General features: G+C 60.1%; 20 protein-coding genes. 14 read left to right on the forward strand and 6 right to left on the reverse strand.

Annotated elements, in window-relative coordinates; translation table 11 throughout:
- Positions 1-16: 16 nt before the first annotated feature.
- Positions 17-715 (reverse strand): HAD family hydrolase, encoded by a 699-nt coding sequence (locus AC4FIA_RS14850; RefSeq protein ID WP_490366500.1) that lies wholly within the window; start codon positions 713-715, stop codon positions 17-19.
- The gene (locus AC4FIA_RS14855; RefSeq protein WP_490366501.1) at positions 705-2,411 is read right to left on the reverse strand and encodes an FAD-dependent monooxygenase; all 1,707 of its coding nucleotides are present in this window, start codon (positions 2,409-2,411) and stop codon (positions 705-707) included. The genes AC4FIA_RS14850 and AC4FIA_RS14855 overlap by 11 nt, the downstream gene beginning before the upstream one ends.
- 24 nt (positions 2,412-2,435) lie before the next feature.
- On the opposite strand from AC4FIA_RS14855, the gene AC4FIA_RS14860 reads away from it, so the two are divergent.
- Positions 2,436-3,359, forward strand: a complete 924-nt coding sequence (locus AC4FIA_RS14860; RefSeq protein WP_490366502.1) for a LysR family transcriptional regulator — start codon at positions 2,436-2,438, stop codon at positions 3,357-3,359.
- On the opposite strand, the gene AC4FIA_RS14865 is transcribed toward AC4FIA_RS14860, so the two are convergent.
- The 3 genes from AC4FIA_RS14865 to AC4FIA_RS14875 all read right to left on the reverse strand — a co-directional run bounded on the left by AC4FIA_RS14865 (position 3,356) and on the right by AC4FIA_RS14875 (position 5,633).
- Entirely contained in the window at positions 3,356-4,096 is a 741-nt protein-coding gene (locus tag AC4FIA_RS14865) for an AfsA-related hotdog domain-containing protein (protein ID WP_490366503.1), read from the reverse strand. The genes AC4FIA_RS14860 and AC4FIA_RS14865 overlap by 4 nt on opposite strands.
- A gap of 88 nt (positions 4,097-4,184) precedes the next feature.
- Complete coding sequence (locus AC4FIA_RS14870) at positions 4,185-5,051, reverse strand: SDR family oxidoreductase (protein WP_490366504.1); 867 nt, start codon at positions 5,049-5,051, stop codon at positions 4,185-4,187.
- Positions 5,052-5,135: 84 nt separating this feature from the next.
- Positions 5,136-5,633, reverse strand: a complete 498-nt coding sequence (locus tag AC4FIA_RS14875) for an SRPBCC family protein (protein WP_490366505.1) — start codon at positions 5,631-5,633, stop codon at positions 5,136-5,138.
- Between the two features lie 364 nt (positions 5,634-5,997).
- On the opposite strand from AC4FIA_RS14875, the gene AC4FIA_RS14880 reads away from it, so the two are divergent.
- From AC4FIA_RS14880 to AC4FIA_RS14915, 8 genes are all read left to right on the forward strand, one after another.
- Entirely contained in the window at positions 5,998-9,654 is a 3,657-nt protein-coding gene (locus AC4FIA_RS14880; protein WP_490366506.1) for a DUF4132 domain-containing protein, read from the forward strand.
- A complete protein-coding gene (locus AC4FIA_RS14885) occupies positions 9,645-10,745 on the forward strand; it encodes an ATP-binding protein (protein WP_490366507.1) in 1,101 nt (366 codons plus the stop codon). Before AC4FIA_RS14880 ends, AC4FIA_RS14885 begins: the two co-directional genes overlap by 10 nt.
- A gap of 21 nt (positions 10,746-10,766) precedes the next feature.
- The gene (locus AC4FIA_RS14890) at positions 10,767-13,166 is read left to right on the forward strand and encodes a DUF5682 family protein (RefSeq protein ID WP_490366508.1); all 2,400 of its coding nucleotides are present in this window, start codon (positions 10,767-10,769) and stop codon (positions 13,164-13,166) included.
- Complete coding sequence (locus AC4FIA_RS14895) at positions 13,163-14,287, forward strand: VWA domain-containing protein (protein ID WP_490366509.1); 1,125 nt, start codon at positions 13,163-13,165, stop codon at positions 14,285-14,287. The genes AC4FIA_RS14890 and AC4FIA_RS14895 overlap by 4 nt, the downstream gene beginning before the upstream one ends.
- Positions 14,284-16,218: a hypothetical protein gene (locus AC4FIA_RS14900; RefSeq protein ID WP_490366510.1), complete on the forward strand. Its 1,935-nt coding sequence runs from the start codon at positions 14,284-14,286 to the stop codon at positions 16,216-16,218. Before AC4FIA_RS14895 ends, AC4FIA_RS14900 begins: the two co-directional genes overlap by 4 nt.
- 88 nt (positions 16,219-16,306) lie before the next feature.
- Positions 16,307-17,794: an FAD-binding oxidoreductase gene (locus AC4FIA_RS14905; RefSeq protein WP_490366511.1), complete on the forward strand. Its 1,488-nt coding sequence runs from the start codon at positions 16,307-16,309 to the stop codon at positions 17,792-17,794.
- Between the two features lie 106 nt (positions 17,795-17,900).
- Positions 17,901-18,695 (forward strand): DNA-binding transcriptional regulator, encoded by a 795-nt coding sequence (locus tag AC4FIA_RS14910; RefSeq protein ID WP_490366512.1) that lies wholly within the window; start codon positions 17,901-17,903, stop codon positions 18,693-18,695.
- Between the two features lie 549 nt (positions 18,696-19,244).
- Entirely contained in the window at positions 19,245-20,108 is an 864-nt protein-coding gene (locus AC4FIA_RS14915; RefSeq protein ID WP_490366513.1) for a transporter, read from the forward strand.
- Between the two features lie 48 nt (positions 20,109-20,156).
- Here the strand turns inward: AC4FIA_RS14915 and AC4FIA_RS14920 are convergent, their stop codons facing one another.
- Entirely contained in the window at positions 20,157-20,633 is a 477-nt protein-coding gene (locus AC4FIA_RS14920) for a MarR family winged helix-turn-helix transcriptional regulator (protein ID WP_234994665.1), read from the reverse strand.
- Between the two features lie 291 nt (positions 20,634-20,924).
- Between AC4FIA_RS14920 and dctP the strand changes: the two genes are divergently transcribed.
- Genes dctP through AC4FIA_RS14945 form a run of 5 tightly spaced genes read left to right on the forward strand, consistent with a single transcriptional unit; the run spans position 20,925 to position 26,138 of the window.
- Positions 20,925-21,935: a TRAP transporter substrate-binding protein DctP gene (gene dctP / locus AC4FIA_RS14925; protein WP_490366514.1), complete on the forward strand. Its 1,011-nt coding sequence runs from the start codon at positions 20,925-20,927 to the stop codon at positions 21,933-21,935.
- 55 nt (positions 21,936-21,990) lie between these two features.
- On the forward strand, positions 21,991-22,509 hold the full coding sequence (locus tag AC4FIA_RS14930) for a TRAP transporter small permease (protein ID WP_490366515.1): 519 nt from the start codon (positions 21,991-21,993) through the stop codon (positions 22,507-22,509).
- A 1-nt stretch (position 22,510) separates the two neighbouring features.
- Entirely contained in the window at positions 22,511-23,788 is a 1,278-nt protein-coding gene (locus tag AC4FIA_RS14935; RefSeq protein ID WP_488048696.1) for a TRAP transporter large permease, read from the forward strand.
- Positions 23,761-24,963, forward strand: a complete 1,203-nt coding sequence (locus AC4FIA_RS14940; RefSeq protein WP_490366516.1) for a cytochrome P450 — start codon at positions 23,761-23,763, stop codon at positions 24,961-24,963. The genes AC4FIA_RS14935 and AC4FIA_RS14940 overlap by 28 nt, the downstream gene beginning before the upstream one ends.
- Entirely contained in the window at positions 24,960-26,138 is a 1,179-nt protein-coding gene (locus tag AC4FIA_RS14945; protein ID WP_490366517.1) for a cytochrome P450, read from the forward strand. Before AC4FIA_RS14940 ends, AC4FIA_RS14945 begins: the two co-directional genes overlap by 4 nt.
- The last annotated feature ends 8 nt before the right edge of the window (positions 26,139-26,146 follow it).

Here is a 26,146-nt window from a genome sequence, read left to right on the forward strand (position 1 = left end):
GCCCGCAGTTGGGGCGTCAGACATGCACCTCGGCGTCTGTTTTTGCAGTGCGGTTCAGCGTAACCCAACCGCGATTCCGCGCAATCTTTTCCAACAGGGGATCGCCTGTCACGATGATCTGTTCCCCGACACATTCCAGCATCGCAAGATCCGAGATGTGATCCCCGCAGGCGGCGCTGGATTGAAGGTCGATATCATGCGCATCGGCCAGTTGCCGGATGGCGACCGCCTTGCCTTCGCCGATGGTTTGCGGCGGGATCAACTCTCCCGTGAACAGCCCGAATGACACCTCGAGCTGTGCGGCAAGTAGGTGGTCAAAGCGCAGCGCGCTGTTGATGCCGCTAAGGATTTCGTGGGACGATCCGCTCACCCCGACAATCAGGTATCCCTCTTCGCGCCGCTTGCGCAAAAGCGCCAGTGCCGGTTCGATCCAGACCGAGGCAGGAAGCGTCTCAAACCATTCTTCGGCAAGGGTTTCGACCTCGATCAGCGATCGGCCTTCGAAACTGCGATAAAAGGCCCTGTTCAAATCCTCGCGGCAGCCGTCGGGGACTTGCTGCGCAAGGCTTTGGCGAAACGTGGACATCACCGCCTTGGGGTCAGCGTGCCGGTATTCGCAGGCATGGGCGTAGTAGTAACTTTGAAAATCGAACATGGACTTCGTGGCGATCAGGGTATCGTCGATATCAAAGAAAATGGCCTTATTACGCGACATGGCGAAGCTCCTTTTCTACGGTGGCGGGTTTGGCCCATGGGGCGGAGGCGAAGTAGTCAAGCGTCAGGCCGGCATCGAGTTCAGAGCACGATGCGGCGACAACGCCGTCAGGTCGGACAAGAAAAGAGGCGTTCTGCGCGGTGCCGATTTCGCCAGTCAGATCGGCAAACGGATCGGCAAGGACCTGTGCCCCCTGAATGGATGGCAACCTGTCGCCATATTCGCGCAGGATGACGACAGGGCGAACGCCATCGCCCAGTTGCAAAAGGCGCGTCACCTCGGCCTGCACCTGACCAAGCATCATGTCGTCGGCGCGCCGCAGAACAAAGACCGCGTGAAATGCCTGACCATGGAACAGACGCGCGCTTTCGAACAGGCCCGATTGGCTTTGAAGGCGGGCATTCGGCGCCCGCGATCCGGGCTCGGGCCATGCAGCCGAAGGCATCTTGCCTGCCAAAACCGATGGGTCATAGGCCTGACGAATGCCGGACAGCAGTGCAGGAAGATCGCGTTGCACCTTGATGCCCGGATTCATGAAACTGGTCGCAACGCTTCGTGCAAGGCGTTCCCACCAACGGGTCGCGGTGATGTAGCGGGTTGTTTTTGTTGTGATGTCGATCAGACTGGCCGCCAGCTTCAGCCGTTCGGTCCCATAGCTTTCGAGCAGCGACACATCGGCCATGCCCTGATGCACAAACCCCAGCTTCCAACCCAGATTGAACGCATCGCCAAAGCCCGTGTTCAGACCCTGCGCGCCAAGCGGGCTGACAAGATGCATCGCATCACCAGCAAGGAAAACGCGTTCACGGTGCGCAGAGGATGCCAGACGGTAATAGAACGGGGCGGCCGTCAGCCATTCGGGTGAATGTGCGCGAATGCCGCCGGGGCCGCGCGTGTCGATGATGTCCTGCAACATGTCTAGCTTGGCTTCGGGGCGCTTGTGACGATCCTGGAAGTCTTCCCATTTCAGATCGGTTTGCGCGATGACACGGTGCATGCCGTTGGGCATCGGGATCAACAAAAGGTAGCCATGTTTGGACAGGTGGAACTGCAATTCGTGGCGGGGGCCGTTCCAGTCTAGCTTCACGTCCCCCAGCAGGAACGCCTTGCCATAGCTGCCGCCCGGAAAATCGATGCCGACCAGTTCCCGCGTGGTGGATCGCCCGCCATCAGCGCCGACGACATAGCTGGCCGAGATGGTCATAGGGGTGCCGTCCGGTTTTTCGACGACGATCTGCGCAGGCCAGTTCGGGTCTTTCAGCGCGCCGATATCGCGGATTTCCGTCAGCTTGTGTTCCCACAAGATCGACACGCCCTGCTTTTCCAGATCGGCGGCCAGATGGGCCTCGGTCCGGCTTTGCGGCAGCCCCAGAACAAAATCGTAGGGCGTCGCAATTCCACGAAAGCTTGTAGCCATGGTGCGGCGTTTGTTTTCGTAGATCGCATAGTCGCGCATCGGGAAACCTTCGGCCAGAAGACCGTCAGTCAGACCCAAAGTGTGCATCTTTTCCAATGTGATAGCGTGGACGCCAATGGCCTTTGAATAGGGCGTTGTGCCTGAAGATTGTTCAATCAAAACGACCGACAGGCCGAAACGTGCCACTGTTGCCGCAACGGCCATTCCAACCGGACCACCACCTATGATAGCAACATCGGCAGATAACCGTTCTTCATCTTTCTTTGCATTTTTCATCATAGCTATTTTCCCTGGAGTTGTGACTTGGCGGACTTAATCAACAGCCTTGATCTGAACCTTCTGAAAGTCTTTCGCGCCCTATCCCAAACCCAAAGCACGACCCGCACCGCCGAGATGCTGAACATCTCGCAATCCGCCGTGTCGCGAGCGCTGGGCAAATTGCGGACGTCGTTCAACGACCCGCTGTTCGAGTGGCGCGGGAATACGATGCAGCCCTCGGCCGTGGCGCGCGCCTTGCGTCCCGATATCGAAGAGGCGCTGGGTTGCGCGGAAAAGGCGCTGGCGCAGGTGCGGCAGTTCGATCCGCAAACCTCGGAAACAAGCTTTACGCTCGGGCTGACGGACTATGCGATTTACGCGATCTTCCCGCAGCTTTTCAGCCGCATCCGGCAAGAGTCTCCGTTCGTGTCGATCAACTTGCGAAACGTAAGTGCACGGGATGCATTGCAGCGTCTGAGCGAAGGGCACATTGAATTCGCGATCGTCAGCCAGAGCGTCCATCAGACAGAATTCAGCGCGGACCGCCTGTTTGACGAAGATTACGTGATCGTCGGCGACAGGAACGGCATCAGCGAAGCTCCGGGCAGTGTTATGCAGCTTGAAACCTATCTGACGCACAAACACATGCTGTGTTCCTATTCGGGCGACCGCCGCGGCTGGGTGGATGAAGAGCTTGAGAAACTTGGAAAAACGCGTGACATCCAGTTCGTTTTCGAATCGTTTTCGCCCATGGTGTCCAACCTTGCCGGAACCGACCTTCTGGCCACCATTCCGCGTCGTTTGGTCAGCTTTGCCGAAGAGACGTTCGGACTTTCGCATTGGGAGCTTCCTTTTCCATCGGTCTGTCATTCGTTTCACTTGGTGATGCGGCGTCAGCACCGGCTGACGCCTGCGCGGGCCTGGTTTCGTCAGACCATCCTGTCGATTGCGAACTCGGACACGCTCTAGACCGCTACGGCCAGTTCCTTGTCGGCCATGGCGATGCAATCCTGCGTGCGGGCCTGCGCCATGGCGGCTTCTTTCGGGGCCAGACGCTTGGCGTCGAACACTGTGAACCGCGTGTCGATTGTGGTGACGGGTGATCCGTTTTGCAGGAACACGACCTGCACGTCATAGCTGCCACGGTCGGGGCGGTCTTCGTCGCGCGTTTCGACGGTCAGTTCGATGTCGGTTGAAAGCGGAAAGGCGAATGACTGGAACGTCGAATTCAGGTGGTTGATCACCGCGTAGTTGCTTTGCTGCGGGCGCAGATAGCGTTCGATGACGGCCAGAAACATCTGGCGCGCCGCTTCGACCAGCAACATGCCTTGCAAGTGGTGGCCGGTCTGGTGGTCGCCCATCAGCTCGCAGTCTTCATCAATCAGAAGGCGGGCGCCAAAGGCGTTGTTGCGCAGTACCTGAGGCTCCGAGATCAAAGCATTCTGACGCTTGACCTTGTGGCAGGATTTGCTGCTGGCGCGTTTCGCGCTGACGCTATTGACCAGCGTGACCTTCGCGTTGGTTTGCGCGGCAAGATCGGTGATATGTGCCACCCAAGCATCCGACACACCCTGACCCAGAATAAGGTTGCAGGCGTCGATTTTCCCGTCCTCTAGGGCGGCGCAGAATGCCAAGGGTGTTGTAACGTTTTCCTGTTGTGCGAACGTGGCAAACTTGTCGCCAACGAGAATGACATTTTTAGACATAACATTTCCTCTGTCAGACAGTCTTGAAAGTTCGGGCTTGAAAGTTCGGGAGGGGGCATCGCGACGCTTGCCGCGATGCCGGTGACAATCAGGACGCTTTGGCAAATGAGCCACGGAAATCCGCAGCAAAGCCGTCAAAGCTGCGCGCAGGCGCGCCTTTCACCGATGCAACCGTGTCCGACAGAACTGCCGATCCGTAACCAGCACGATAGATCTGGAACAGTTCGACGAAGGCTTCTGTCACCCACGGATCCATGCCCATGCCAAGCATCGCCTCGCGTGCGGCTTCTTCGGGGACATCGACGTGCTGCACCGGATAGCCTGCCGCTTTGCCGATCTTTTCTGCGGCTTCCGCATAGGTCAGCGCGTCCGGCCCCGTGATGTCGTAGGATTTGCCACGAAGAGCCGTGTCTTCGATGACCTTCGTGAAGACATCGGCAATGTCGCGCACATCCGTGAACGAGATTTTGCCATCCGCAGCAGGGGCATAGATTTTGCCCTCGCCTGCGATCGATCCGGCATCGCCCAAAAGAACCTGCATGAACAGGTTGGGGCGGATAGGTGTGATGCTCAGCCCGATAGAGCCCGCGTAATCTTCGATCTCGGCATGGCCCTTGGGCAGGCGGATCGGGGCATCCAGAGACGCGCCCAGACCGGACAGCTTGATCACATCCTTGATGCCCGCAGCCTTGGCCGCATCAAGCGCCGCTTTCTGATGCGCGACCATGTCGGGATGGGCCGGCGAGATCAGAACAAGCGTGTCTGCGCCAGCCATCGCCTTGGTCAGGCTTGCCGGATCGGCAAAGTCGGCCTCAACAACCTCGGTGCCCGCGGGAAACAGGCCTTTGGCCTTGCTCGCGTCCCGCGTCATCGCACGGGCGGGGATGTTCTTTTCGGCAAGTTTTGCCATCAGAACGCTGCCCACATTGCCGGTTGCGCCAGTTACAATAATCATCGTGTGTCTCCTCTTGAGTTTGATGATCGAAGCCACGCCGGGACCATTCCAAAACACCACGCCTTGGAGTGGCCCGATGTTGGCTTAGTTGGTAAGAAGGTCGGTCATGCCGCGCAGACCGTTGTCGAAAAGGTCGGTCAGGATCGGGTCGACAACCTCGTGGGTTGCGCCATCCGAGACCGAATACCATGCGCTGATACGCACCACGCTTGATGTCTCATCGACCGCATCGACATCGAACAGGGCGATGTAGTCGCTGACAGGTGCGGGGCCGGACAACATCGAATAGCCAAAGGACATGCTGTCATCCGAATAATGGATCAGACGTTCCACATAGGCGCTGTCGTCGGTCATAACTGCGGTGCGATAGATGCCGTCGACTTTTTGGGTCACTTCGCAGCTTGCCACCAGATCCTGCCATTTCGTCAACGAACAGAACTGCCCGAATTCAGACCAGACCTGAGCAGCGGGCGTGGGCAGAACGACCTCGCGGGTGACGGTGGGCGGGGTCATGAAAGGGTCGGCGAAACCCGCTGTTGCGGAGGCGGCCAAGCCCAGTGCAATGGCAAATTCACGTTTCATATCGGCACTCCTGAAAACAAGAAATTTGGAATGCACTCAGGTTAGGATCGCCCCGGAATTCTCGGAATGACTGCTCTGGCTATACTAACTATGCGCAAAAAGCATTTTGCTGCGTTGCAGCATATTTTGCTGGTTTTCGGTGGTCGAAACGGGTCGAAAAAAATTGAATTTGGCAGAAAATGGCCGGTGTTTCCGATGCGCGTCTGCTCTGTCTTAAGGTGAGTTCATAATTTTAAAGAAACTTCTTGGGTTGTGCGTGTGACCGTGCGAGTCTTGTTGCATTGTGAAATGTATTCAGGGCGTTCCGGTGAAAAAACTTTTGTCTCTTTTTTCGAAAAATGAATTGCTTGGCGGCCCGATCGGGATGGATCTCAAGCGATTAAATGGTGTGCAAAAGGGTTTGGGCGACGCCGCGATTGCCTATGTGGGGCGGGGTGACGAAGGATCGGTTTTGTCCACGCTTGCCAACATCGACGTCGCCAAGACGCTGGAACTGGATCGGCTGTATAGCAATGACTCAGTCACCATTAATCGCTGGAACTATATCGCACGGCAGGCGCACGACGCCGAGGTGATCGCACGCTATGGCGAGGTGCTGTCTGCGGCCATGGGATCGGCGCGCGACTTTCTGGTTGGCACCAAACATGTGCCCCAACCACTCAGGGTGTTGTTCGCAAACGCGGGGCAGGGGCTAATCAAGCAAACCAACAGATGGCCCCGAGAAATGATCGATGCCAAGGACTGTGCGCTGTCCCCCGAATTTGCGGCGCAGATTTGTGTGGCTGCGGGTGGTTCGGCTGTCGATCTGTTCGATGTAGTTTTCAATGACGACGGACGCTGGGCCAGCCGCGATGATATCCGTGGTCTGACCAAGATTTTCGATTTCTCCGACTTTGCCAAACAGAATGTACCTGCCCTGCTAGAGGCCGGTCGCCGGATGGCTGCCGAAGGAAAGGTGAACGCCATCGCCGCCATGGAGCGCTGGGAGATGTTCGACCACCCCGACGCCCGCGCCTATCTGGTCGAGGCCTGTGCCGACAGTTCCAAAGCTGTGCGCAAGATCGCCGTGAACGTGCTGATGGCGCAGCCCGAAGCCGAGGTTCTGCCAATGGCGACAGACATGTTGACCAACGGCAAGGTGGCCGTGCGTGGTGCCATGGTCGATCTGTTGGCCGGGCTGCGTTCCGAAGTGGCGTTGAACGTCTTGCGGGATCACCTGCCAGCCGAAAAAACCGCCCGCATCAAGGCATCGATTGAAAGCGCGCTGGCGGTGGATCAGGTCACGCAGGCGTCCACCGGCGAAGACGGCGATGACAACACCGGCTACATCGCTCTGGATGGCACCCGCGTTGATATTCCGCCTTTGGCACCACTGGCGTCCGAACCGGACATCTGGTTTGGTGATGAAGATAAGGGCAAGCTGATCAAGCTGATCGAAAAAGAAAACGAAGAAATCGAGCGGCGCAATGCCAATCGCAGCGGGCGTGGATATCGTCCCAAACCGATCAGCACCTCGCTTGCGGGTAAAATCATCAAAATCTTCAACGGTGATCCCGAAGATCTGGATTCCAAAGAAAGCCGTCGATTGGTGTCTTTGATTCAGCACACACTGAAGGACAGTTGGACGACCGAGGCACTGTCGCGCATGGCGCCGAAACGCGCGTTGCGGTGTGCCAGCGTGCTGGAGCGCGGTTTCAGCGCGGCGTTTAATCAGAACGGCTGGTCTGCAGCCCAGAATGTTCTGGTCAACTACGTAAACAGCGACAACGCCGATTATCGTCACCTTGAGGCGATGAACGTTGCCAACAAAACAATGACCTACGGCCCATGGGGTGACCGCAAAACGCGCGAGATCAAGCCAGGCGATCTGCTGCGTTCCGAAATGGCGAGCGATTGGTCCTATTACGACATCGCCGATCTGAACAGCGATGCGATCTGGCCCTTGTTGGCTGAAAGTTTTGATCTGTTCGACGAAGCCTTCGGCATGCGCCCGCCCGGCGAACCTGCGCCGCGCAAGTTGCTGGCGGTGCAGTTCCTGAACCTGCTGCCGAAAACGCCCCAGCGCTACTATGGCCCGCTTCTGGAGCTGGCCACAGGCACCGGTAAAACAGGTCGTGCCCTTGCCCGCGAGATGCTCAAAGGCGCGCCCGGTCTGGAAGAGCGCGCAATTGCCTTGCTGGAAGATACCCGTCAGGACGTGCGCGCTGGCGCCGCCGAATGGCTGGCAGATCTGGGGGCCACAGGTGCCGCGAAACCGCTGAAGGCACGGCTTAAGAAAGAAAAGTCCGATCTGGCCCGCGCGGCCATCCTGACGGCGCTGTCGCGTCTGGGGGTCGAGCTGTCCGATTACGTCGGTCCCAAGGCGCTTTTGGCCGAGGCGGAAAAGGTTCTGAAAAAGGCCAAGTTCGATAAGCTGGACTGGCTGATCAGCGATCACATGCCCGCGCTGAAATACAAAGGCGGGCAAAAGGTGCCGCCCGAGGTGATCAAGGCGTGGCTGTTCCTTGCCAACAAGTTGAAGCAACCGGGCGGAAATGCGCTGTTCGACATCTATCTGGATCAGCTGGCCCCCGAAAGCGCGCGCACTCTGTCAACGTGGATTTTCGATGCATGGATCGATTACGACACCCAGCGCCCGCCGGATGAAGAGGCGCACGCCTATGCCGAGAAGCACGCCGACAGCAATTTCAAATACAACAGCCGCTGGATCGAAGGATACACCCGCGAACGCGCGTATCGTGATTTGTTCAACGGGTTCAAATCCAACTACCTGAACTCGGGCGCTGCGACCAAAGGCATTCTGGGTCTGACCAAACAGATCGACCCTGCCCATGGCGCGGCTGTCGTCCGCACCTACCTGAAGCAGCATGGGTCACGCACGTCGCAGGCGTCCGCGCTGTTGGATGTGCTGGCGGCCAAGGGTGATCCGCTTTCGCTTCAGATCGTGATCTCCGCAGCCACGCGCCTGAAACAAAAGGGCGTACAGGCCTACGCGGGCGAACTGGTCAATGGCGTGGCCGAGGCGCGGAACTGGTCGCTGGATGAACTGGCCGATCGGACCATTCCAACGGCAGGACTGAATGATGACGGCGTGTTGGAATTGCCCATTGGCGACGATGCCAAACCCTATTTCGCGCGGATGGACGATGACTTTAAACTGGTGGCCTTCAACCCCGACGGTAAGCCGATCAAGGCGCTGCCTGCGGGCGACGATGACAACACCAAAGCCAGCAAGAAACAACTGTCCGCATCCAAGCGGGAACTGAAGCAGGTCATGACCCTTCAGGGCGAACGCCTGTACGAGGCGCTTTGTGCCGAACGTATCTGGCCGGTGTCGGACTGGCAGCGCGATTTCCGCGATCATCCCCTGATGGGCCGCCTGACGGAACGCGTGATCTGGCTGGGTGTTGATGGGGACGGGAATGCAATCACCGCCTTCCGCCCGACCGCCGAAGGTGACTACGTCGATGCCGAGGATAACGAGGTGGATCCGCAAAGCTTTGCCAACATCCGGCTGGCGCATGGCGCATTGTTGCCTGATGGCGCAGCGGACGCATGGAAAACGCATCTGTCGGATTACGAGGTCAAGCCTCTGTTCGCGCAATTCGGTCGGCCGTTGTTGTCGGTCGAAGGCGACATGGCAAAGGAAACCCAGATCAAGGATCGCCATGGCTGGGTGACCGACACTTTCACCTTCCGTGGTGTGGCGTCGAAGCTGGGCTACGAAAGGGGCGAGGCGCTGGATGGCGGGTATTTCAACGAATACGTCAAAAACTTCCGCAGCGCCGGTCTGTGCGCTGTGATCGAGTTCTCGGGCAACTGCCTGCCCGAAGAAAACGTCGCCGCCGCGCAGATGTATCTGAGCTTTCACAAGCTCATGGGCAAAGGCCGCCGTGGGCGCGCTGTGCCCTTGGGCGAGGTGCCCGGCGTTTTGCTGTCGGAATGCTGGAACGATTATCGGGATATGGTGGCCAAGGGCTCTTATGATCCCGAATGGATGAAGAAGATGCCATGGATTTAAAAACCGACGTAACAACCGCCCAGCGGCTTCCGGCGGAACTGCGCTATGCGGATGAACTGACCCGCCTGCGCGACGCCGATAGCGACCCGAAGCCAGCCGGTTGGGCGCTGTCCCCCCGTGCTGTGCGCCGGTTTATTCTGGGCGACGCCAAGCTGGACGTGTCGCGCAAATTCTATGGCGATGACCCGCTGGTTGATCGTTGTATCGTCGCACTTATGGGGCATCAGGGGCTGATGCTGGTGGGGGAACCGGGCACGGCAAAGTCGCTGTTGTCCGAACTTCTGGCGGCAGCGATCAGCGGCACGTCCCGTCTGGTGGTCCAAGGCAGCGCAGGCGTGATCGAGGATCATCTGCGCTATGGCTGGAACTATGCGCTGTTGCTGGCCGAAGGACCCAGCGAACGCGCGCTGATCCCGTCGCCGGTGCTGACGGCCATGCAGAACGGCCAGATCGCGCGGATCGAAGAACTGACCCGCTGCGCCCCCGAGGTGCAGGATGCGATGATTTCGCTGTTGTCCGAAAAGACAGTCGCCCTGCCGGAACTCGGTGCCGCCCGCGAGGTGCGGGCAGAACGCGGCTTTAACGTCATCGCCACTGCCAACCTGCGCGATCTGGGTGTGAACGAAATGTCGAGCGCTCTGAAACGCCGCTTTAATTTCGAAACTGTGGCACCCATTGCTGATGCGGCCTTTGAAAAGGAATTGATCGCCAAACAGGTCCGCGACCGCATGGCCGAATACGATATGAAGGCCGATCTGCCCGAGGATGTTCTGGACGTCGTCGTGTCGGTTTTTCGTGACCTGCGCACAGGTCGGGCCGAGGATGGTGCCGTGGTCGCCCAGCCGAAATCGGTCATGTCTACAGCCGAGGCGGTGAACGTCGCCCATGGGGCGCTGTTGGATGCCAGCTATCTGTCCGGCGATGCCCCGACCGGTGCCCATGTTGCGCGGCAATTGCGCGGTGTCGTGTTCAAGGATGACGCCGAAGACGCCCGTAAACTACGCGCCTATGTCGACACGATCGCCCGCGCCCGTGGCCGGACAAGCCGCGCTTGGGCCGCCTTCCACAAGGCCGCCAAGGACGACGGATGATCACAGCCCCGCAGCAAATCCATGCGGGATGAGGCGCTGATCCATCAGGTGCGGGACAGGCTGTTCCAGCCCGACACCGGCCTGTATCTGGCCCCCATCCGCCACCATTCGCCCGCCTGCGCGTGGGCGATTCGGGCTATGATCCGTGACCTGCGCCCATCCCACGTGATGATCGAAGCGCCCCACGATCTGGCGCATCTGATCCCGCATTTGCTGGACCCTGACACCGTGCCGCCCGTCGCTGCGGCCAGTCTGCTTGATCAGAAAGATGGCCCGCGTCTGGCGGCCTATTACCCGTTCTGCGCCCATTCGCCGGAATGGATCGCCCTGCGCGAAGGGGCCGCCATCGGGGCCGAGGTGCGGTTCATCGACCTTGGGTCAGACGCCAAAATGCAGGGCCGTGACGGTAATCACAAAGGCCCACAGTCTCTGGTGCAGGAACAGGCGTTTGACAGCGGGGATTACATCCGCGCGCTCAGTGACCGGCTGGGATGCCGCGACGGGTTCGAGCTTTGGGATCATCTGTTCGAAACCCGTTTGGGCGACCCCGACTGGCGCGGCTTTCTGCAAGACGTGGGCACCTATTGCGCCGCTCTTCGTGCCTCGACGCCCGAAGATCAGTTCCAAGCCACGAATGATGATGCCCGCGAGGCCCACATGGCCGCCTGCCTGCGGGATGCGCTGGCCGATGGTGCAGGCCCCGTGGTTTGCGTGATCGGCGGGTTTCATGCGGCGGCCTTGTTAGAGCCTGTGAAGACGGCAGGAAAAACGCGGGCAGGGAGCAAATCCGATGCTGCATCCTATCTGATCCGCTACGGCTATAAGGATATGGATGCGCTGATGGGGTACGGCGCGGGCCTGCCTCAGCCAGCGTATTACCAGTCGCTTTGGGATCATGCCGACGCGCGCGGCCAAGCACCGGACTGGCAGGCCTTTGCCCATGATCTGACCCAAGAGTTCGCCCATAAAATGCGCGGCGATGGCCATGGTATTTCCGTTCCGGCGCAGGTCGAAATGCTGCGCAGCGCGGAAACGCTGGCGCGGTTGCGCGGACGTCCCGGGGCGCTGCGGTATGATCTGTTCGACGGTCTTACATCGGCGCTGCTGAAGGGCGAAGACAGCGGGTCGGATGTCTGGCGGGAACGGTTCACCGAATACCTGCGCGGTCATGCGCTGGGCGATGTTAGCGACGCTGCCGGCCAGCCGCCGATTGTGGCCGACGCCATGGCCCGCGCACGTGCGCACCGGTTCGATGTGTCCGACGGACGGCGGCGCGAACGCAGTCTGGATATCCGCCGCAAACCCGCCCATCTGGCTGCGTCGCGCTTTGCCCATGCGATGGCCCTGTTGGACAGCGGCTTTGCGACCCGCAGCGGCGGACCGGATTTCCAGAACGCCAAGCAGACCGACCTCTTGTTCGAGCGCTGGGATTACGCATGGTCGCCCCGCGTCGAGGGCCAGTTGATCGAGGCCGCCGTTCACGGCGACACGGTACCCGCCGCCTGTCTGGCCAAACTGTTCGCAGATCGCCATGCGCTGACCAAGGACGGACGCGCCGACGATTTGCCTGCGCTTTTGACCATGTTCAGAAGGGGTCTTCTGGCAGGGCTGGGCACCGAGCTGACAGGTTTCCTGACCGAAATCGCGGGGGCGATCAGCCGATCCGCCGATTTCGCAGACACGGCCAAGGCGATGGTCACCCTGCACGGGATCGAGGCATCGCGCGGCCCCCTGTCGCTGCCTGACGGGTTGGACATCACAGGCGTGATGCAGCAGGCCTTTGCCCGCATGATTTATCTTTGTGACGACCTGCCAAACATGCGTGACGATGCGATCCAGCCCTGTCTGGATGCGCTGCGGCTTGTGTCCGAACTGATGCGCGGGTTCGAGGGGGATGACCTGGACAAAACCCTGTTTGACGACGCGCTTGATCGTGCGGCGTTGGCCGATCCCGCGCCGGAACTGCTAGGCGCGATCACGGCCATTGCGGTTGATGCAGGCCGCAAACCCGATCACACCCTGCCTGATTTGCTAAAGGCGCAACTGAACGGCAGCGCGCCGGATTTGCTGACGCGTTTGGCTGGATTGCGCGGCGTGTTGGCGATTTCGCCGTCCCTGCTGTGGACCGTTGATGGCGTGCTGGATGCACTGGATGAATTTCTGAACGGCGTGACGGATGACGGGTTTCTTGAATTGCTGCCCCATTTGCGCCTTGCCCTGTCCGCGCTGTCCCCGCGCGAGGCCGATCTGGTGGCCGCGGCCCTGACCCGCAGACATGGCGGATCGGCCAGCAGCTATACCGCGCATTTTCACGATGTGGACGCGGCCGAGGCCGCCTTGGGTGCCAAGGTGGATGCAGAATTGCGCACGGGACTTATGGCTGACGGATTGGACGGCTGGATCATCGGGGGTGGGGCATGAGTGACGATCCCTCGAACATCCAACGGCGTTGGCGGCTGGCGCTGGGGCGCTATGCGGAACGGCAGATGGGCGGGTTGTCCAAGTCTGACGTGCGCATGGACCGAACATTGGACTATCTCTATGGCCGCGAATACGACAAGCGCGGGCTGCACCGCCCGAAAGGCCCCGGCACTTTGGACCCGACCCAGATGAAGGCGCTGGATTGGCTGGGGTCTGCGCGCAAGCTGTTTCCGCAATCGGTGTTCGAGGTGCTTCAGGATCACGCGCTGGACCGCTACGGGTTGTCGGATCTTCTGGATGATCCCAAGACGCTGGAAAATCTGGAACCCAATCAGGACCTTCTGAAAACACTGCTCAGCTTTCATGGCCGCGCAAAACCCGAAGTGAAGGACAAGTTGCGGCAGGTGGCCGATGCGGTGATCCAAGACATCATGCGCCGTCTAAAATCAGACGTTCAGCGCGCGTTTTCGGGTCGCCGCAATCCTTATAAACGGTCCCACGTCGCGTCGGCGGCGAATTTTGACTGGCGCGGCACGCTGCGGCGAAATCTGAAGAACTACGATCCGGAAACGGGCCGCATCATCGCCGACGACCTGCGCTTTGTGTCCCGTGAACGGCGGCGTCTGCCGTGGTCGGTGATCCTTTGCGTTGACCAGTCCGGGTCGATGACCGACAGCATCATCCATTCGGCGGTGATGGCGGCGATCCTGTCGGGCCTGCCGGGGGTCAACGTGTCGATGGTTCTGTTCGATACGTCCATCATTGATGTCACCGAAAAGCTGACCGATCCGCTGGACACGCTTCTATCTGTGCAACTGGGGGGCGGCACGGATATCGGGCAGGCGGTAGAGTATTCCGAACGCTACATCGACACGCCCGAGCGCACGGTCTTTGTTCTGATTTCCGACTTTGCCGAAGGCGCAAGCCCCCGCAGGCTCTATCGCGCGGTCGCGCGGATGAACGAGGCGCGGGTGCGCATGATCGGACTGTCGGCGCTGGATGATCTGGGCGATCCCTATATGGACGCGCAGATTGCAGGCCGTCTGGCCGGGCTTGGCATGAAGATCGCCGCGATGACGCCGGACAAACTGGCGCAATGGCTGGCGGGGGTAATGGAATGAGCCTGCGCGCCCTGATCACCTCATTCGATGATGATGCCTTGGTGGCTTTGGCCAACAAGGGCCTGTTGCGGCGCGCACAAAAGGCCGTGCCCGACGCGCAGGTCCAGCACTTTGACGACGCACAGGCAAGGGTGCAGACCGGCGGGCAGACCGTCACGATCCCTGCGGGCGGACCGCAAACCGCGACCTGCGATTGCCCGGCAACCGGCGTGTGTAGCCATATCCTGACGGCGGTTCTGGTGCTGCGCGACATTATCGAACCGACGGATGCAGAACCTGCGACGCCCGAGGCCCCAACTGTCAGCGCATCGGACTGGCTGGTGGGCCTGACCGCCGACCAACTACGCAAGTTTGCTGGGGCGGATTTCGACGGCGCTGCTGTCTTGGCGGCGACGGCCCATGTCGAGCAGAGGGGCGGCAATGCCCAAGCAAGCTTTCCGTCACCCGAGGCGACAGTGACCTTTGTTGCGGGCCAAGACCTGAAGGCCGCGCTGTATAAGGGGCCAGCCATACGCAAACGGCTTGTCGTTGCGGCAGGGGCGATCGCGCTGCGTGATTTGGCAGGTGTCGCGCGGGATGCGCCGTTGGCAAGCCCGAACGCTGCACCCGCGCCTGACAGCGAAACGATGGATGCGATCCTGCGTGCGCTGGAAGAGGCCATCGGGCAGATTTTCCATGGCTCTGCCGTTTTGGCCGAAGAACGTCTTCTGGACCTCGCGATTTCCGCCAAGGTCCAATCCGCACCGCGTCTGATGGGCCAGTTGATGACCCTGTCCACGCAAGCGGGCTGGGCCGAAGCCGGTGATGTCCGGTTTGAAGGCGGGCGGTTTCTGGCCGCGCTGTCGCGGACCTATGCACTGGCGCGGGCCATTCGGCTTTGTCCTGAGGATACCGATCTGTTGGGGCAGGCGCGGCGTTCCTATCAGCCTGTCGCGGATATGACGCTCATGTGTCTGGGTCTGCATGGGTGGACCACCCCCAACGGCGCGCGCGGCCTGACCGCCTATTTTCTGGATCAGGAAACCGGCGAACATCGGAGCGCAACCGTCGCCCGTGGCGCAGGCATGGATTTGGCCTTTACCGCCTATCAAGCCTATTTAAATCCGCTGTGGGGCACGCCCGCAGCGTCCCGACTTAGCGGATCTTTTCTGGTGCTGGAAAACCCGCTGTGCGCCGAAGACGGACAGATCTCGACCGGTGACAAAACACGGGCCAAAGACATTCAGCCATTGCGGACCTCCGATGTTCAAAACAGTCCGGCCCTGATCCGGCGTTGGTCCGATCTGCGCGCCGATTTGCGGGTGCGGATGGGCACCGGCCTGCGCCGTGCAGCCGCGCCCGTGCCATCGCTCATCCTGCCGCACAGCATTTCCGAACCCCTGTTCGACGACATCAGCCAGCGCTATGTCTGGCGGGCCACCGATAACGTGGGTCAGACGCTTGATCTGACAGCAACGCCCGATGACCGCCCGCGCCTTGCAAAGTTGCACACGCAATTTCCCGGCGCGGTGGCATTGCTGGTGCTGACCTCGGTTGTCGGGGATGACCTGATCCACGAACCTGTCACGCTTTTGCTGTCGTCGCTGGGGGACTTAGAGGCCGTCGATGTGAAGTTCCGCGATCTTCCGGCGGGAAGCGCGCTGGCGCGGGCCAAAGCGGGGCTTTTGCAGGGCTTCCAGCGCCTGACCGGCAGCAGCGGGACACCCTTGCAGACAGCTTTTCCCGCACAGGACCTGTCGCAACTGGCCGAACAGTGCCGCCATCTGCAGCCCGACACTCTGGCCCGCCTTGCCGCGGGGGCCGAGGCGCGGCAACTGTTGGTTCTGGCGGACCGGCTTGAGGGCCTGAAAACACGTCAGGCCCCTGAGGATATTTTGGCCACGGCCTATCTGTGCCAAGAGGCGATGATGATGCTTGCATTGGCTGATTGATACCACGGGTTTGCAACCCGTTATTTAGAAAAACCCTTAAGGCCGCTGTCCCTTCCGGACGCGCAAAATGGGCAGGAGCAGTTTTTAGATGAAGACAGTTACACGCCGCGCGGCGCTTGTGGGTTTGGGGGGCGTTGCGGGTTACGGCCTGTCCGGCGCCTTGCGCCCGAACCTTCCGGTCTATGCAGGCACAAAACCGATGCCCGTACCCTCGGGCGAGGGGTTTCTGAACGATGCCAGCGGGCTGTCCGCGACCCCGATCAAAAAGCATCTGATTCTGAACGACGCGGCAGATGATGTCTTGTTCGAAAAAATCCGCGCCGAACTGGCCGAGGCGCGGTCCGAAGGACGCCCACTGAACGTAGGCGCGGCGCGTCATTCTATGGGCGCTCAGGCCATCCCGCGCGATGGCACTGCGATCACCTTCGACAATGGAGCGATCGAGATCGACAGCGATGCGCAAACCTTCCGCGTGCACGCCGGTGCCCGCTGGTCCGAGGTCATCGCCGCCTTGGACCCGCAAGGCTGGTCGCCCAAGGTCATGCAATCGAACCACGACTTCGGCGTGGCCGCGACCTATTTGGTCAACGCCCATGGCTGGGCAGTGCCCTTTGGGCCGATGGGATCAACCGTCAGGTCGGTGCGCATGGTGTTGGCATCAGGTGATCTGGTGACCTGTTCGCCCGATGAAAACCGTGATCTGTTCTATATGGCGATGGGCGGCTACGGATTGGTTGGTGTGATCGTCGATCTTGAGGTCGAGATGGTCAAAAACACCCGTCTTGTGCCCAGTTTCCAACTGCTTGATGCGACGGGGTTCGCCCAAGCCTTCCAGACAGCCGTCGACGATCCGACTGTGAAAATGGCTTTTGGGCGGTTGAACGTTGAACGCGCGACTTTCTTCCAAAAGGCCATGCTGACCACCTTTCGCGAAGCCGAAGATCAGGATGATCTGCCGCCTGCGTCCGGGTCCGGGATCATGTCGCATCTGGCAAGCCGCATTTACCGTGCCCAACTGGGCAACGAGCCTTTTAAATCCTTCCGTTGGTTTAACGAAACACGCGTTGGCCCTGCGCTTGGGTCCGGTCCTTACACGCGCAATTCGCTGATCAACGAACCGGTGGCGACGCTGGCGGATCGCAACCCTGACCGCACCGATATCCTGCACGAATATTTCGTGGGCTTTGACCGGTTCAACGATTTCCTGACCGCTTGTCAGGATGTCGTTCCGGCGTCCTATCAGGAATTCCTGAACGTCACGCTGCGCTATGTGGCGACGGATGATAACAGCCTGCTGTCCTACGCCCCCGTTCCGCGCATCGCGGCGGTGATGTCGTTCAGTCAGGAACTGACCCAACGGGCCGAGGCCGACATGACCCGCATGACCCGCGCGTTGATCGACCGGATCGCGGATATCGAGGGCGCTTACTATCTGCCCTACCGCCCGCATGCGACGCTGGACCAGTTCAAACGTGTCTACCCATGGAGCATCGCCTTCGCCGAAGCCAAGCGATATCTGGACCCCGATCTGGTGCTGCGAAACAATCTTTGGGATCAGTATTTGGGGCAGATATGAGCGGATTACAGAAAATCGCACTGGGCTATTTCGTGGCGCTGATGAGCGCCGCGCACTGATTACAGCGCGCTTTTGTTAAAGGCGGAAACCCTTTACCTTTCCATCCATGACAACGACCGGCCAAAAGACAGTGCGCGCCGTCGAACGGGCGCTGAAAATTCTGGAATTGATGAACCGCGCGCCGGTCGTCAAAGTGCAGTACTTGGCCGAACAAACCGACCTCCCCGCGCCGACGGTGGTACGGCTGCTCGAAACCCTGATGGTGGCGGGATATGTCCAGAAACTGGGGCGGCAGGCGGGCTATAGCGTGACCGATCAGGTCGCCAAACTGGGTGCAGGATATCACGGCCTTCCGCAGGTTTTCGATGTTGTCCGGAAAGAGGCCGAGGCCCTGACACGGCGCACCCTCTGGCCCGCAGCCTTGGCAACGCTGGACGTCGATGCGCTGGTCATCAGGTTCAGTACCATCCCCATGAGCCCCCTTGCGCACTACGGCTCGGCCATCAATAGACGCATGTCTTTGTTGGATTTTGCCCATGGCCGCGCCTATCTGGCCTTCTGTTCCGCAGAAGAACGCCGCCATCTGGTCGCCCTGTTGCAGCAGTCCGCCTCAAGCGCAGAAGAGGCCACCGCGATCGCGCAACGGGCCGAGTCCGTGGTGGCCCTGACCCGCGCCAGCGGTTTCGGCGAACGTTCGGGCAGCAACCAGCCCGACACCCATTCACTGGCCTTGCCACTGCGCATGGGGTCGAAACTTGTGGGGACACTGGGGATCACCTATTTCGCCCGCGCCAATGTTGATGTTGCGGCGTTGAAAAAGCAGCTGCGCGCCACGGTGACGGCCTGCGAAAAGGGCGCCTTGGCCAATGCCCGCCAGTTGGATGAACAGCCCGCAGCCTAGTGGTTTTGCGCCCACGGTATCGGCCCAATACCGAATCCTCGCGTTGCCGATTTGCCACCAAAAATGCACCGTTTCCGGCCCCAAGGGGGCTTGGCGACTGTTGCGGGTATTGCACCATATCTTGGACATTCGGAAACCGCGCCGTTTCGCGTTCCTAATTTCACCACGCGAAATTTGTCCAAATATTTTTTGTTTAAATGAGTGCCTTACGTAATGTCGAAATGTGCGGCGGGAGGGCCGCGCAGTTTTTACGAGTATCGGTGAGGGACAGCCGGAGGGAGGACAACAATGCCAAACACATCACATCCGGACTGACCGGTTTAACAGCGCAGTCCTGCGCTGACATCCAGCCAGACACACAGCAAAAAAGCAACTGACGGGCTTCGGCGCGACCGGTTCTTTTGTGCCTGTCTCAGCGGTCCGGAAACCAGAAAACCAGACACCGGCAAGGCCCCCGCTTTGCCGTAAGGCTGGGCTTTGCCTGCACGTACCAAAGCCTTCTGGAACCGGACCGCACCATCTTCGGCATCATAATAAAGGAAGACCTAAATGAAGATCACTTACACCCTTGGCGCGGCGGCGACCGCACTTGCCTTGGCCGGGCCTGCACAGGCCATCGACGTCGGTCCGGGCGACTACACCATTCTGCCGGGCGGCACCAATCTGGGCATGGTGTACTGGCAGCACCTCAGCTCGGATACACTGAAGATCGACGGCAACGAAATTCCGTCGTCGAAGCTGGAAGGCGACGTTGTCATCCTGCGCAACGTCAACTTCTTCGAGCTGGGCAGCATGCCTGCCGCTTTCCATCTGGTCATGCCCTTTGCCAGCCTTGAGGCCGACATCGGCGGGGTCGAGCAGGAAATGTCGAACGGCCTGGGCGACACGACGCTGGGCCTGACAGTCTGGCCCGTTCAGCCCGATAACCCCGAGACCGGCACGACGCTCGGCTTCTCGCTGTTTGCGACACTGCCCACCGGCAACTTCGAGCCCGGCAAGATCGGCATCGGCGAAGGCACCACCACGCTGACTCCGCAGCTTGGTTTGATCCAGGGCCTTGGTGGCGGTTGGTACTTTGACGGCGTTCTGGATGTCGCGATCAAGGCCGACAGCACCGTGGACGGCGTCGAGTTCAAGCGCGATCCGTCGTGGCAGATGCAGGCCATGCTGCGCAAACAGTGGGGCCCGACCACATCGCTGGCGATCGGCTATTCCGGCAAGCGCGGTGGCGACATGACGGTAAATGGCCTCGAAAGCGGCCTGAAAACCGAGAGCGACCAGTTGCGCGTCTTTGGCACTCACTTCGTCAGCCCGACGGTTCAGGTGCAGGGCATGCTGGGCAAAGACATCAATGTTGATGGTGGCTTCCAGAACAACAGCGTGGCCCAGTTCCGTCTGGTCAAAGTGTACTAAGATTTCTCCGGCCCGGTGCACGCCGGGCCGGTCATCCCGATCGGGTGCTTAACGATCCGATCCGGTCAAAAGGTTCTGAACGACCTTATCCATCACCGCAAAGAACGTCTCGCGCTCGGCCGCTGATACGTTTTCGAACAGGCGATCATTCAGCGCCTCGGTGTGTTCCCGAATTTTCGCAATCAACGTATGCCCGTCTGCAGTCAGGGTCAGCGCATTCTGACGGCGGTCCTGTTGGCTGCGTTCGCGCGCCACCAGGCCGCGTTCTTCCAGATGTTTGACCACTGCGGTCACGGCAGACTTTTTCAGCACGACGGATGTCGCCAGATCGTTTTGCGAAATACCGGGGTTCAGCCAGATCACCGACAGCACTCCGATCACACCGGCCTCAAGGTCCAGTGCCTGACGGATGGCATGGCCTTCGGGGCGCAGCAGGCTTTGTAATGTGCGCGCCATAAAGGGCAGATCCCGCGACAGGATGCCAAAGTCATCGCCCTTGGGTGGTCTGGTGTTGTGGCCGGTCACGGCGTCTCCTGTCCTTAGTTCCGGCTTTATCAATAGCCTTGCGACGTGCGGTTCGTAAAGCGGTCGGGGCCCCGAAAACTGCTCCAGTTTTTGAACGAATAATGTGAATCAGAACGGAGAATCGGCGCCTGACACTCTAATTCTCCAATTTTTCATGGCCAAAACAACATTGACAGAATCGTAATATAGTTCACTAAATGAACTAATGATAAGGATGACCGCAAAGCGCGTCACATACCAACAGTTCAAAATGAACGCGGCCAAAGAAGCCGCACCTTCCGGGAGGACATGATGAAAGACCTTTTCAAAACGCTGGCGCTGACTGCGCTGACCATCTGTGCCGCCGACGTGGCAATGGCCACCGAATTGCGCCTGTCTGTGGAAACCCCGCCGGGCCACGTGCGCAATCTGGCTGCCGAGCGCTGGGCCGAAGCGATTGCCACCAAATCGAACGGCGCGATCACGGTCGAGGTCTTTCCTGCCGCCCAGCTTTATAAATCCGCCGATGCGATCCGCGCCTTGGCGTCGGGCGCGTTGGACATGTCCATTCAGGCGTCCCCCACGCTCAGCCGGTTTGAACCGAACCTGTCGGTGATCACGCTGCCGATGTTTTTTGGCGCGTCCCGCGATGACGTTCGCACCATTCTGGACGGCCCCTTGGGTGATGAGCTTTGGGGCATGGTTGCGAAAAAGGGGATCGTTGTTCCCGATGGCGGTCACTTCGAATTCGCGCCCAACAACTCGGCCTATACAGCGGGCAAGGTTGTTGCGACCTACGGCGATCTGAGCGGCGTAAAACTGGCGACCCCGCCCAGCCCCGTTGTTGTCGCGATCATGAAGGAAATGGGCGCCGCGCCACAGGCCACCCCGCGTTCAGAGATTGTGCTTCAACTGACCCAAGGCCAGATTGACGGTCTGGGGTCGGTCACTGACCTGACCATCAAGGGCGGCAAGCTGTGGGAAGCAGGCATTGACAATGCCTTCGCCGACAACGCGGGCTGGGGCGTGTACATTCCGCTGATGTCCAAGGCGAGCCTTGATAAACTGAGCGCTGAAGATCAGGCGATTATTCAAGAGGCATGGTCCGAAACCGTGGGCTGGGCGCGGGAATACGCGGCCAACGAACTGGCCGATGCACGGTCGGTGAATGAAGCCAACGGCGTGACCTATCATGACCCTGATCCGGCGGACGTGCAGGCGATGCGCGAAAAGATGACTTCCGCGCAGGACGCCATCGTGGCGGATGGCGGGATGGACGCCGAGTTTGTGGGCCGCGTCCAAGCCGCCCTGACAGGCAACTGAAAATGCCGCGCTGTCCTATGAAATAAGGGCAGCGCGATCATTGGTACATACAGGCATGATCACCAAAATCCTCACCATCTGGACCCGCGTTGAGGCGGTCCTGATCGGGCTATGCATCATCGCGGCCTTGCTGGTCTTTCTGGGCGGCGCTGCGGTGCGCGCCTTTGCCCCCGCCTATTCCGTGGACTGGGCGGAAGAGGTCGCTTTATACGGCATCATCTGGGCCACCGTTCTGGCGGGCTCATCGCTTGTGGCCGAGGGGCGGCATTTGCACACCGAGGTGTTTTTGGCCCGCTTTTCACCGCGCACCCGCACTGTGATCGGATGGGCCATGACCGGCGTCGCCACAGCATTCTGCGCCGCGATGATGGTCTACGGCTGGCAGGCCTATTCCTTTGCCCTGCTGCTGGATGAACGCTCGGCGTCAAGTCTGCGGGTGCCGCAGGCCTATGCGGTCTTTCTGGCGCTGCCGGTCGGGATGGCCCTGATTTTGGGTCGCGTCGCGCTGATGATACTGTCAGGCCAACGCCCGTTTTCCGGCGTCGTCCACCTGCGCGAAACCGAGGAGCTTTGATATGCAGGCTCTGATCGGATTGGGCGGGATGCTGGTGCTGATGGCACTGGGCGCGCCGATTTTCGTGTCGCTCGGGCTGGCGGCGCTGTTGATGCTGGCGACAGAGGGCCGCCCATTGATGGATGCCGCCGCGCATTCGATCAACGGCATCAACTCGACCACGTTCCTTGCCGTGCCGTTTTTCGTCATGGCGGCGACCTTTATGCAAAAAGGTGGCATCGCCCGCGTGATCATCGAGGCGGCGGAAACTTGGGTCGGTCATTTCCGTGGTGGTCTTGGGTTGGTCGCGGTCATTGCGACCACCTTGTTTGCCGCCATCAGCGGGTCATCCGTGGTCACTGCCATGGCGATGGGCACCTTCCTGATCCCCGCAATGGTGGCGCGCGGCTATGACCGGCCTTTTGCACTGGGCCTAGTGGGTGCGTCGGGCACGCTGGGCATTCTGATCCCGCCGTCCTTGTCGATGATCCTCTACGGGCTGATCGCCGAAGAAAGCGTGCCGCGTCTGTTTCTGGCAGGGGTCGTGCCGGGCCTGTTGCAGGCGGCGCTTTTGGGGGCTTGGGTGATCTTCTATTCACGGCGCAAGGGATACGCATCGGGCCAGCGGGCCAGCACCTCGGAATTCATCCGCAAGAACCTGCGCGCGCTGCCTGCTGTGGCGATCCCGCTGTCGGTGTTTGCGGGGATATACTCAGGATATACAACCGTGACCGAAAGCGCAGGCGTCGCCGCCATCGCCTCGGTCCTTGTGGCGATTTTCGTCTATAAGGAAGTCACCTTCCGCGATGTTTTCCCTATGGCGACCGAAGGGATGAAGTCGGCTTCGGCTGTAACATTCATCGTCATGTTCGCGTTGTTGTTCGCACATTGGATCACCGGTTCCGGCATCCCCACGGCCTTGGTCAACTTCGCCATCGCCCGAGAATTGGAACCGTGGCAGTTCCTGTTGGCCCTGAACGTCATGATGATCATTCTGGGCATGTTCCTTGATGCGATTGCGGTGATGCTGATCGTCACGCCCATCGTTCTGCCGGTGCTGTCGACGCTGGGCATTGATCCGGTTCATTTCGGCATCGTTCTGATCGTGAACATGGAGATCGCGTTCCTGACGCCGCCCATCGGGCTGAACCTGTTTGTTCTGTCCTCTATCGCCAAGGCGCCGATGTCCGAGGCCGTGCGCGGCATGGTGCCTTTCGTGATCATCATGGCGGTCTTCCTGATCCTCATCACCTACATACCGGAGATTTCCCTGTGGCTTCCGAACCTGTTGATGCAATGACCCGCGATTGGGACCCGTCCGATCCTGCAACGCAGGCGAATTACCCCGCAGCGCAGGAACGTCTGCGGCAGGTGGCTCCTGTGGCGTGGTCGGACAAATGGGGCGGGTTTTATACGCTGATGCGCTACGACGATGTCGTAAAAGCCAGCCGCGATCCGGAAACCTTCACGGCCACCAAGATGACGGTGATCCCGTCATCCCCGCGCAAAGGATTGCCGCGTCTTCCTTTGCAAAAGGACCCGCCGGAAAGCGACCGATATCGCAAGGGGCTGAACCCGTTTTTCAAGGAAAACAAAGTCCGCAGCTGGGAGCCCGCGCTGCGTGAATTGGCCGGTCGCTTGATGACGGACCTGCTGAAAACGCCCGAGGCCGCGAATTTCTCGGGCGGGTTTGCTGAACCTTTCACGCAAGGGGCCCTGGGCATATTGCTCGGTCTTGATTCCGAGGAGGCGTTAGAGATCGGGCGGCTCAGCCATGCCTATGTTGAAGCCGTGCAGGGCGAAGACCTGTCCACTGCTGGCGGCCTGTCCAAACAGGTGGACGGCTTTGCGATCCGGCTGGTGGACAACCGTCTGGCCAGCCCGCGCGATCCGGAAACCGATATCGTCAGTGGTCTTGCCGCCCAAACGCCCGATGGCCTGCCTTATACCGAAGAGGAACTGGCAGGCATGGTGCGTCTGATGTTGATCGGCGGGCATGTGGTGCCGCGCAATTTCCTGTGCTCGGTCGCGTGGCGCATGGCGACGCATCCAGATCATGTCGCTTTGCTGCGCAGGGATGCTTCCGCGTGGAAACCGTTTATCGAAGAACTGCTGCGCTACTACCCCGCCAATCAGGCGTTGGTGCGGGTTGCGACCAAGGACACATCGCTGGGCGGTGTGGATATTCCCAAAGGCTGCCCTGTCGCGCTGAATTTCCTGTCGGCCAATCGGGACGAGGCGGTCTTTGACCGCGCGATGGAGTTTGTGCCTGATCGCAGCCCGAACCGTCATCTGGCCTTTGGCATCGGGCCGCATATGTGCCTTGGGCTGGCGATGGCCAAGCTGCAAACGCGGATCACGCTGGATGCGTTGTTATCTACGCCGGGCTTGGCCGTGGCTGGCGCGCCGGTTTGGGCGCGGTGGACGGAATACGGCATCACCGCGCTGACTTTGGACCTTCGGTGTGAGCTATGATGCGGCCTAACGATTTCACCGTGCCAGAGGTCGAAGATTTCGACTGCCCCCACGCCCAGTTCGCCCGGTTGCGTGGTCATTGCCCCGTTGCGTGGTCAAACGATCTGGGGGGCTTCTGGGCTGTGACGCGCCATGCTGATGCCTGCGAGGTGTTGGAAAACTGGAAGCTGTTCACCACCACCGTGCAAAACGTTGTGCCGCCTGTGGCCACCACGCAAAGACGCCCGCCGCTGCATCTGGACCCACCCGACAACATCCCCTACCGCAATGCGATCCTGCGGTTTCTAAGCCCGTCGCGCCTGAAAGCGTGGGAGCCGCGGGTCGAACAGATGGTTGCGCGGTTTTTGGACCCGTGGATCGCCAATGGCGGCGGCGATATCTGTGCCGGTTTTTCCTTTCAGTTGCCCATCGCTCTGCTGGCCGAATTCTTTAACCTCGCGCCGGATCAGGCCGAACGCATTCGCGTTGTGGGGGCTGCGTTCAACATGGCGTTGCAGCGGCAGGACCTGCCGGAATTGCGCGCCCGATCGGATGAACTGTACGGCATTGCCGAGGCGCTGATCGCGGATCGCATCGCGCATCCCCGTGATCCCGACACCGACCCGACGGCCAATCTGTTGGCGGTTCGGGTGGATGGCGAACCCTTGGCGCATGATCTGATCCTCGGGGCGCTGCGGCAGTTTCTGTTGGTGGGGATTATCGCGCCCACGACCTTTATAGGATCGATGGCGGTCCATCTGGCGCGGCACCCTGATCATCACAAGGACCTGCGCGATGACCCGTCACGTGTGAATGACGCGACCGAGGAATTGCTGCGGCTTTACACGCCCTATCGCGGATTCGCCCGCACCGCGCGGCAGGACACCGACCTTGGGGGAAAGACCATCAAGGCAGGCGAGGCGGTCGCCATTGTCTTTACATCGGCCAATCGGGACGAGGCGGTTTTTGATGACCCGCATGAATACAAACTGGATCGACCTGCCCGCGATCTTTTGACCTTTGGTCGGGGCCCGCACATGTGCCCTGGCGCGCCCCTTGCGCGGCTTTTGCTGCAAGAGGTGTTGCGGCAGTTGACGGCGAAAACACGGGAACTGACCCTAACCGGTGACATCGAAATGACCCGCTGGCCCGAGTACGGCCCGCTGTCCGTGCCGCTGAAAGTGACGCCAGTGTAGGCGATCCG

This window comes from Thalassococcus sp. (assembly GCF_982780845.1).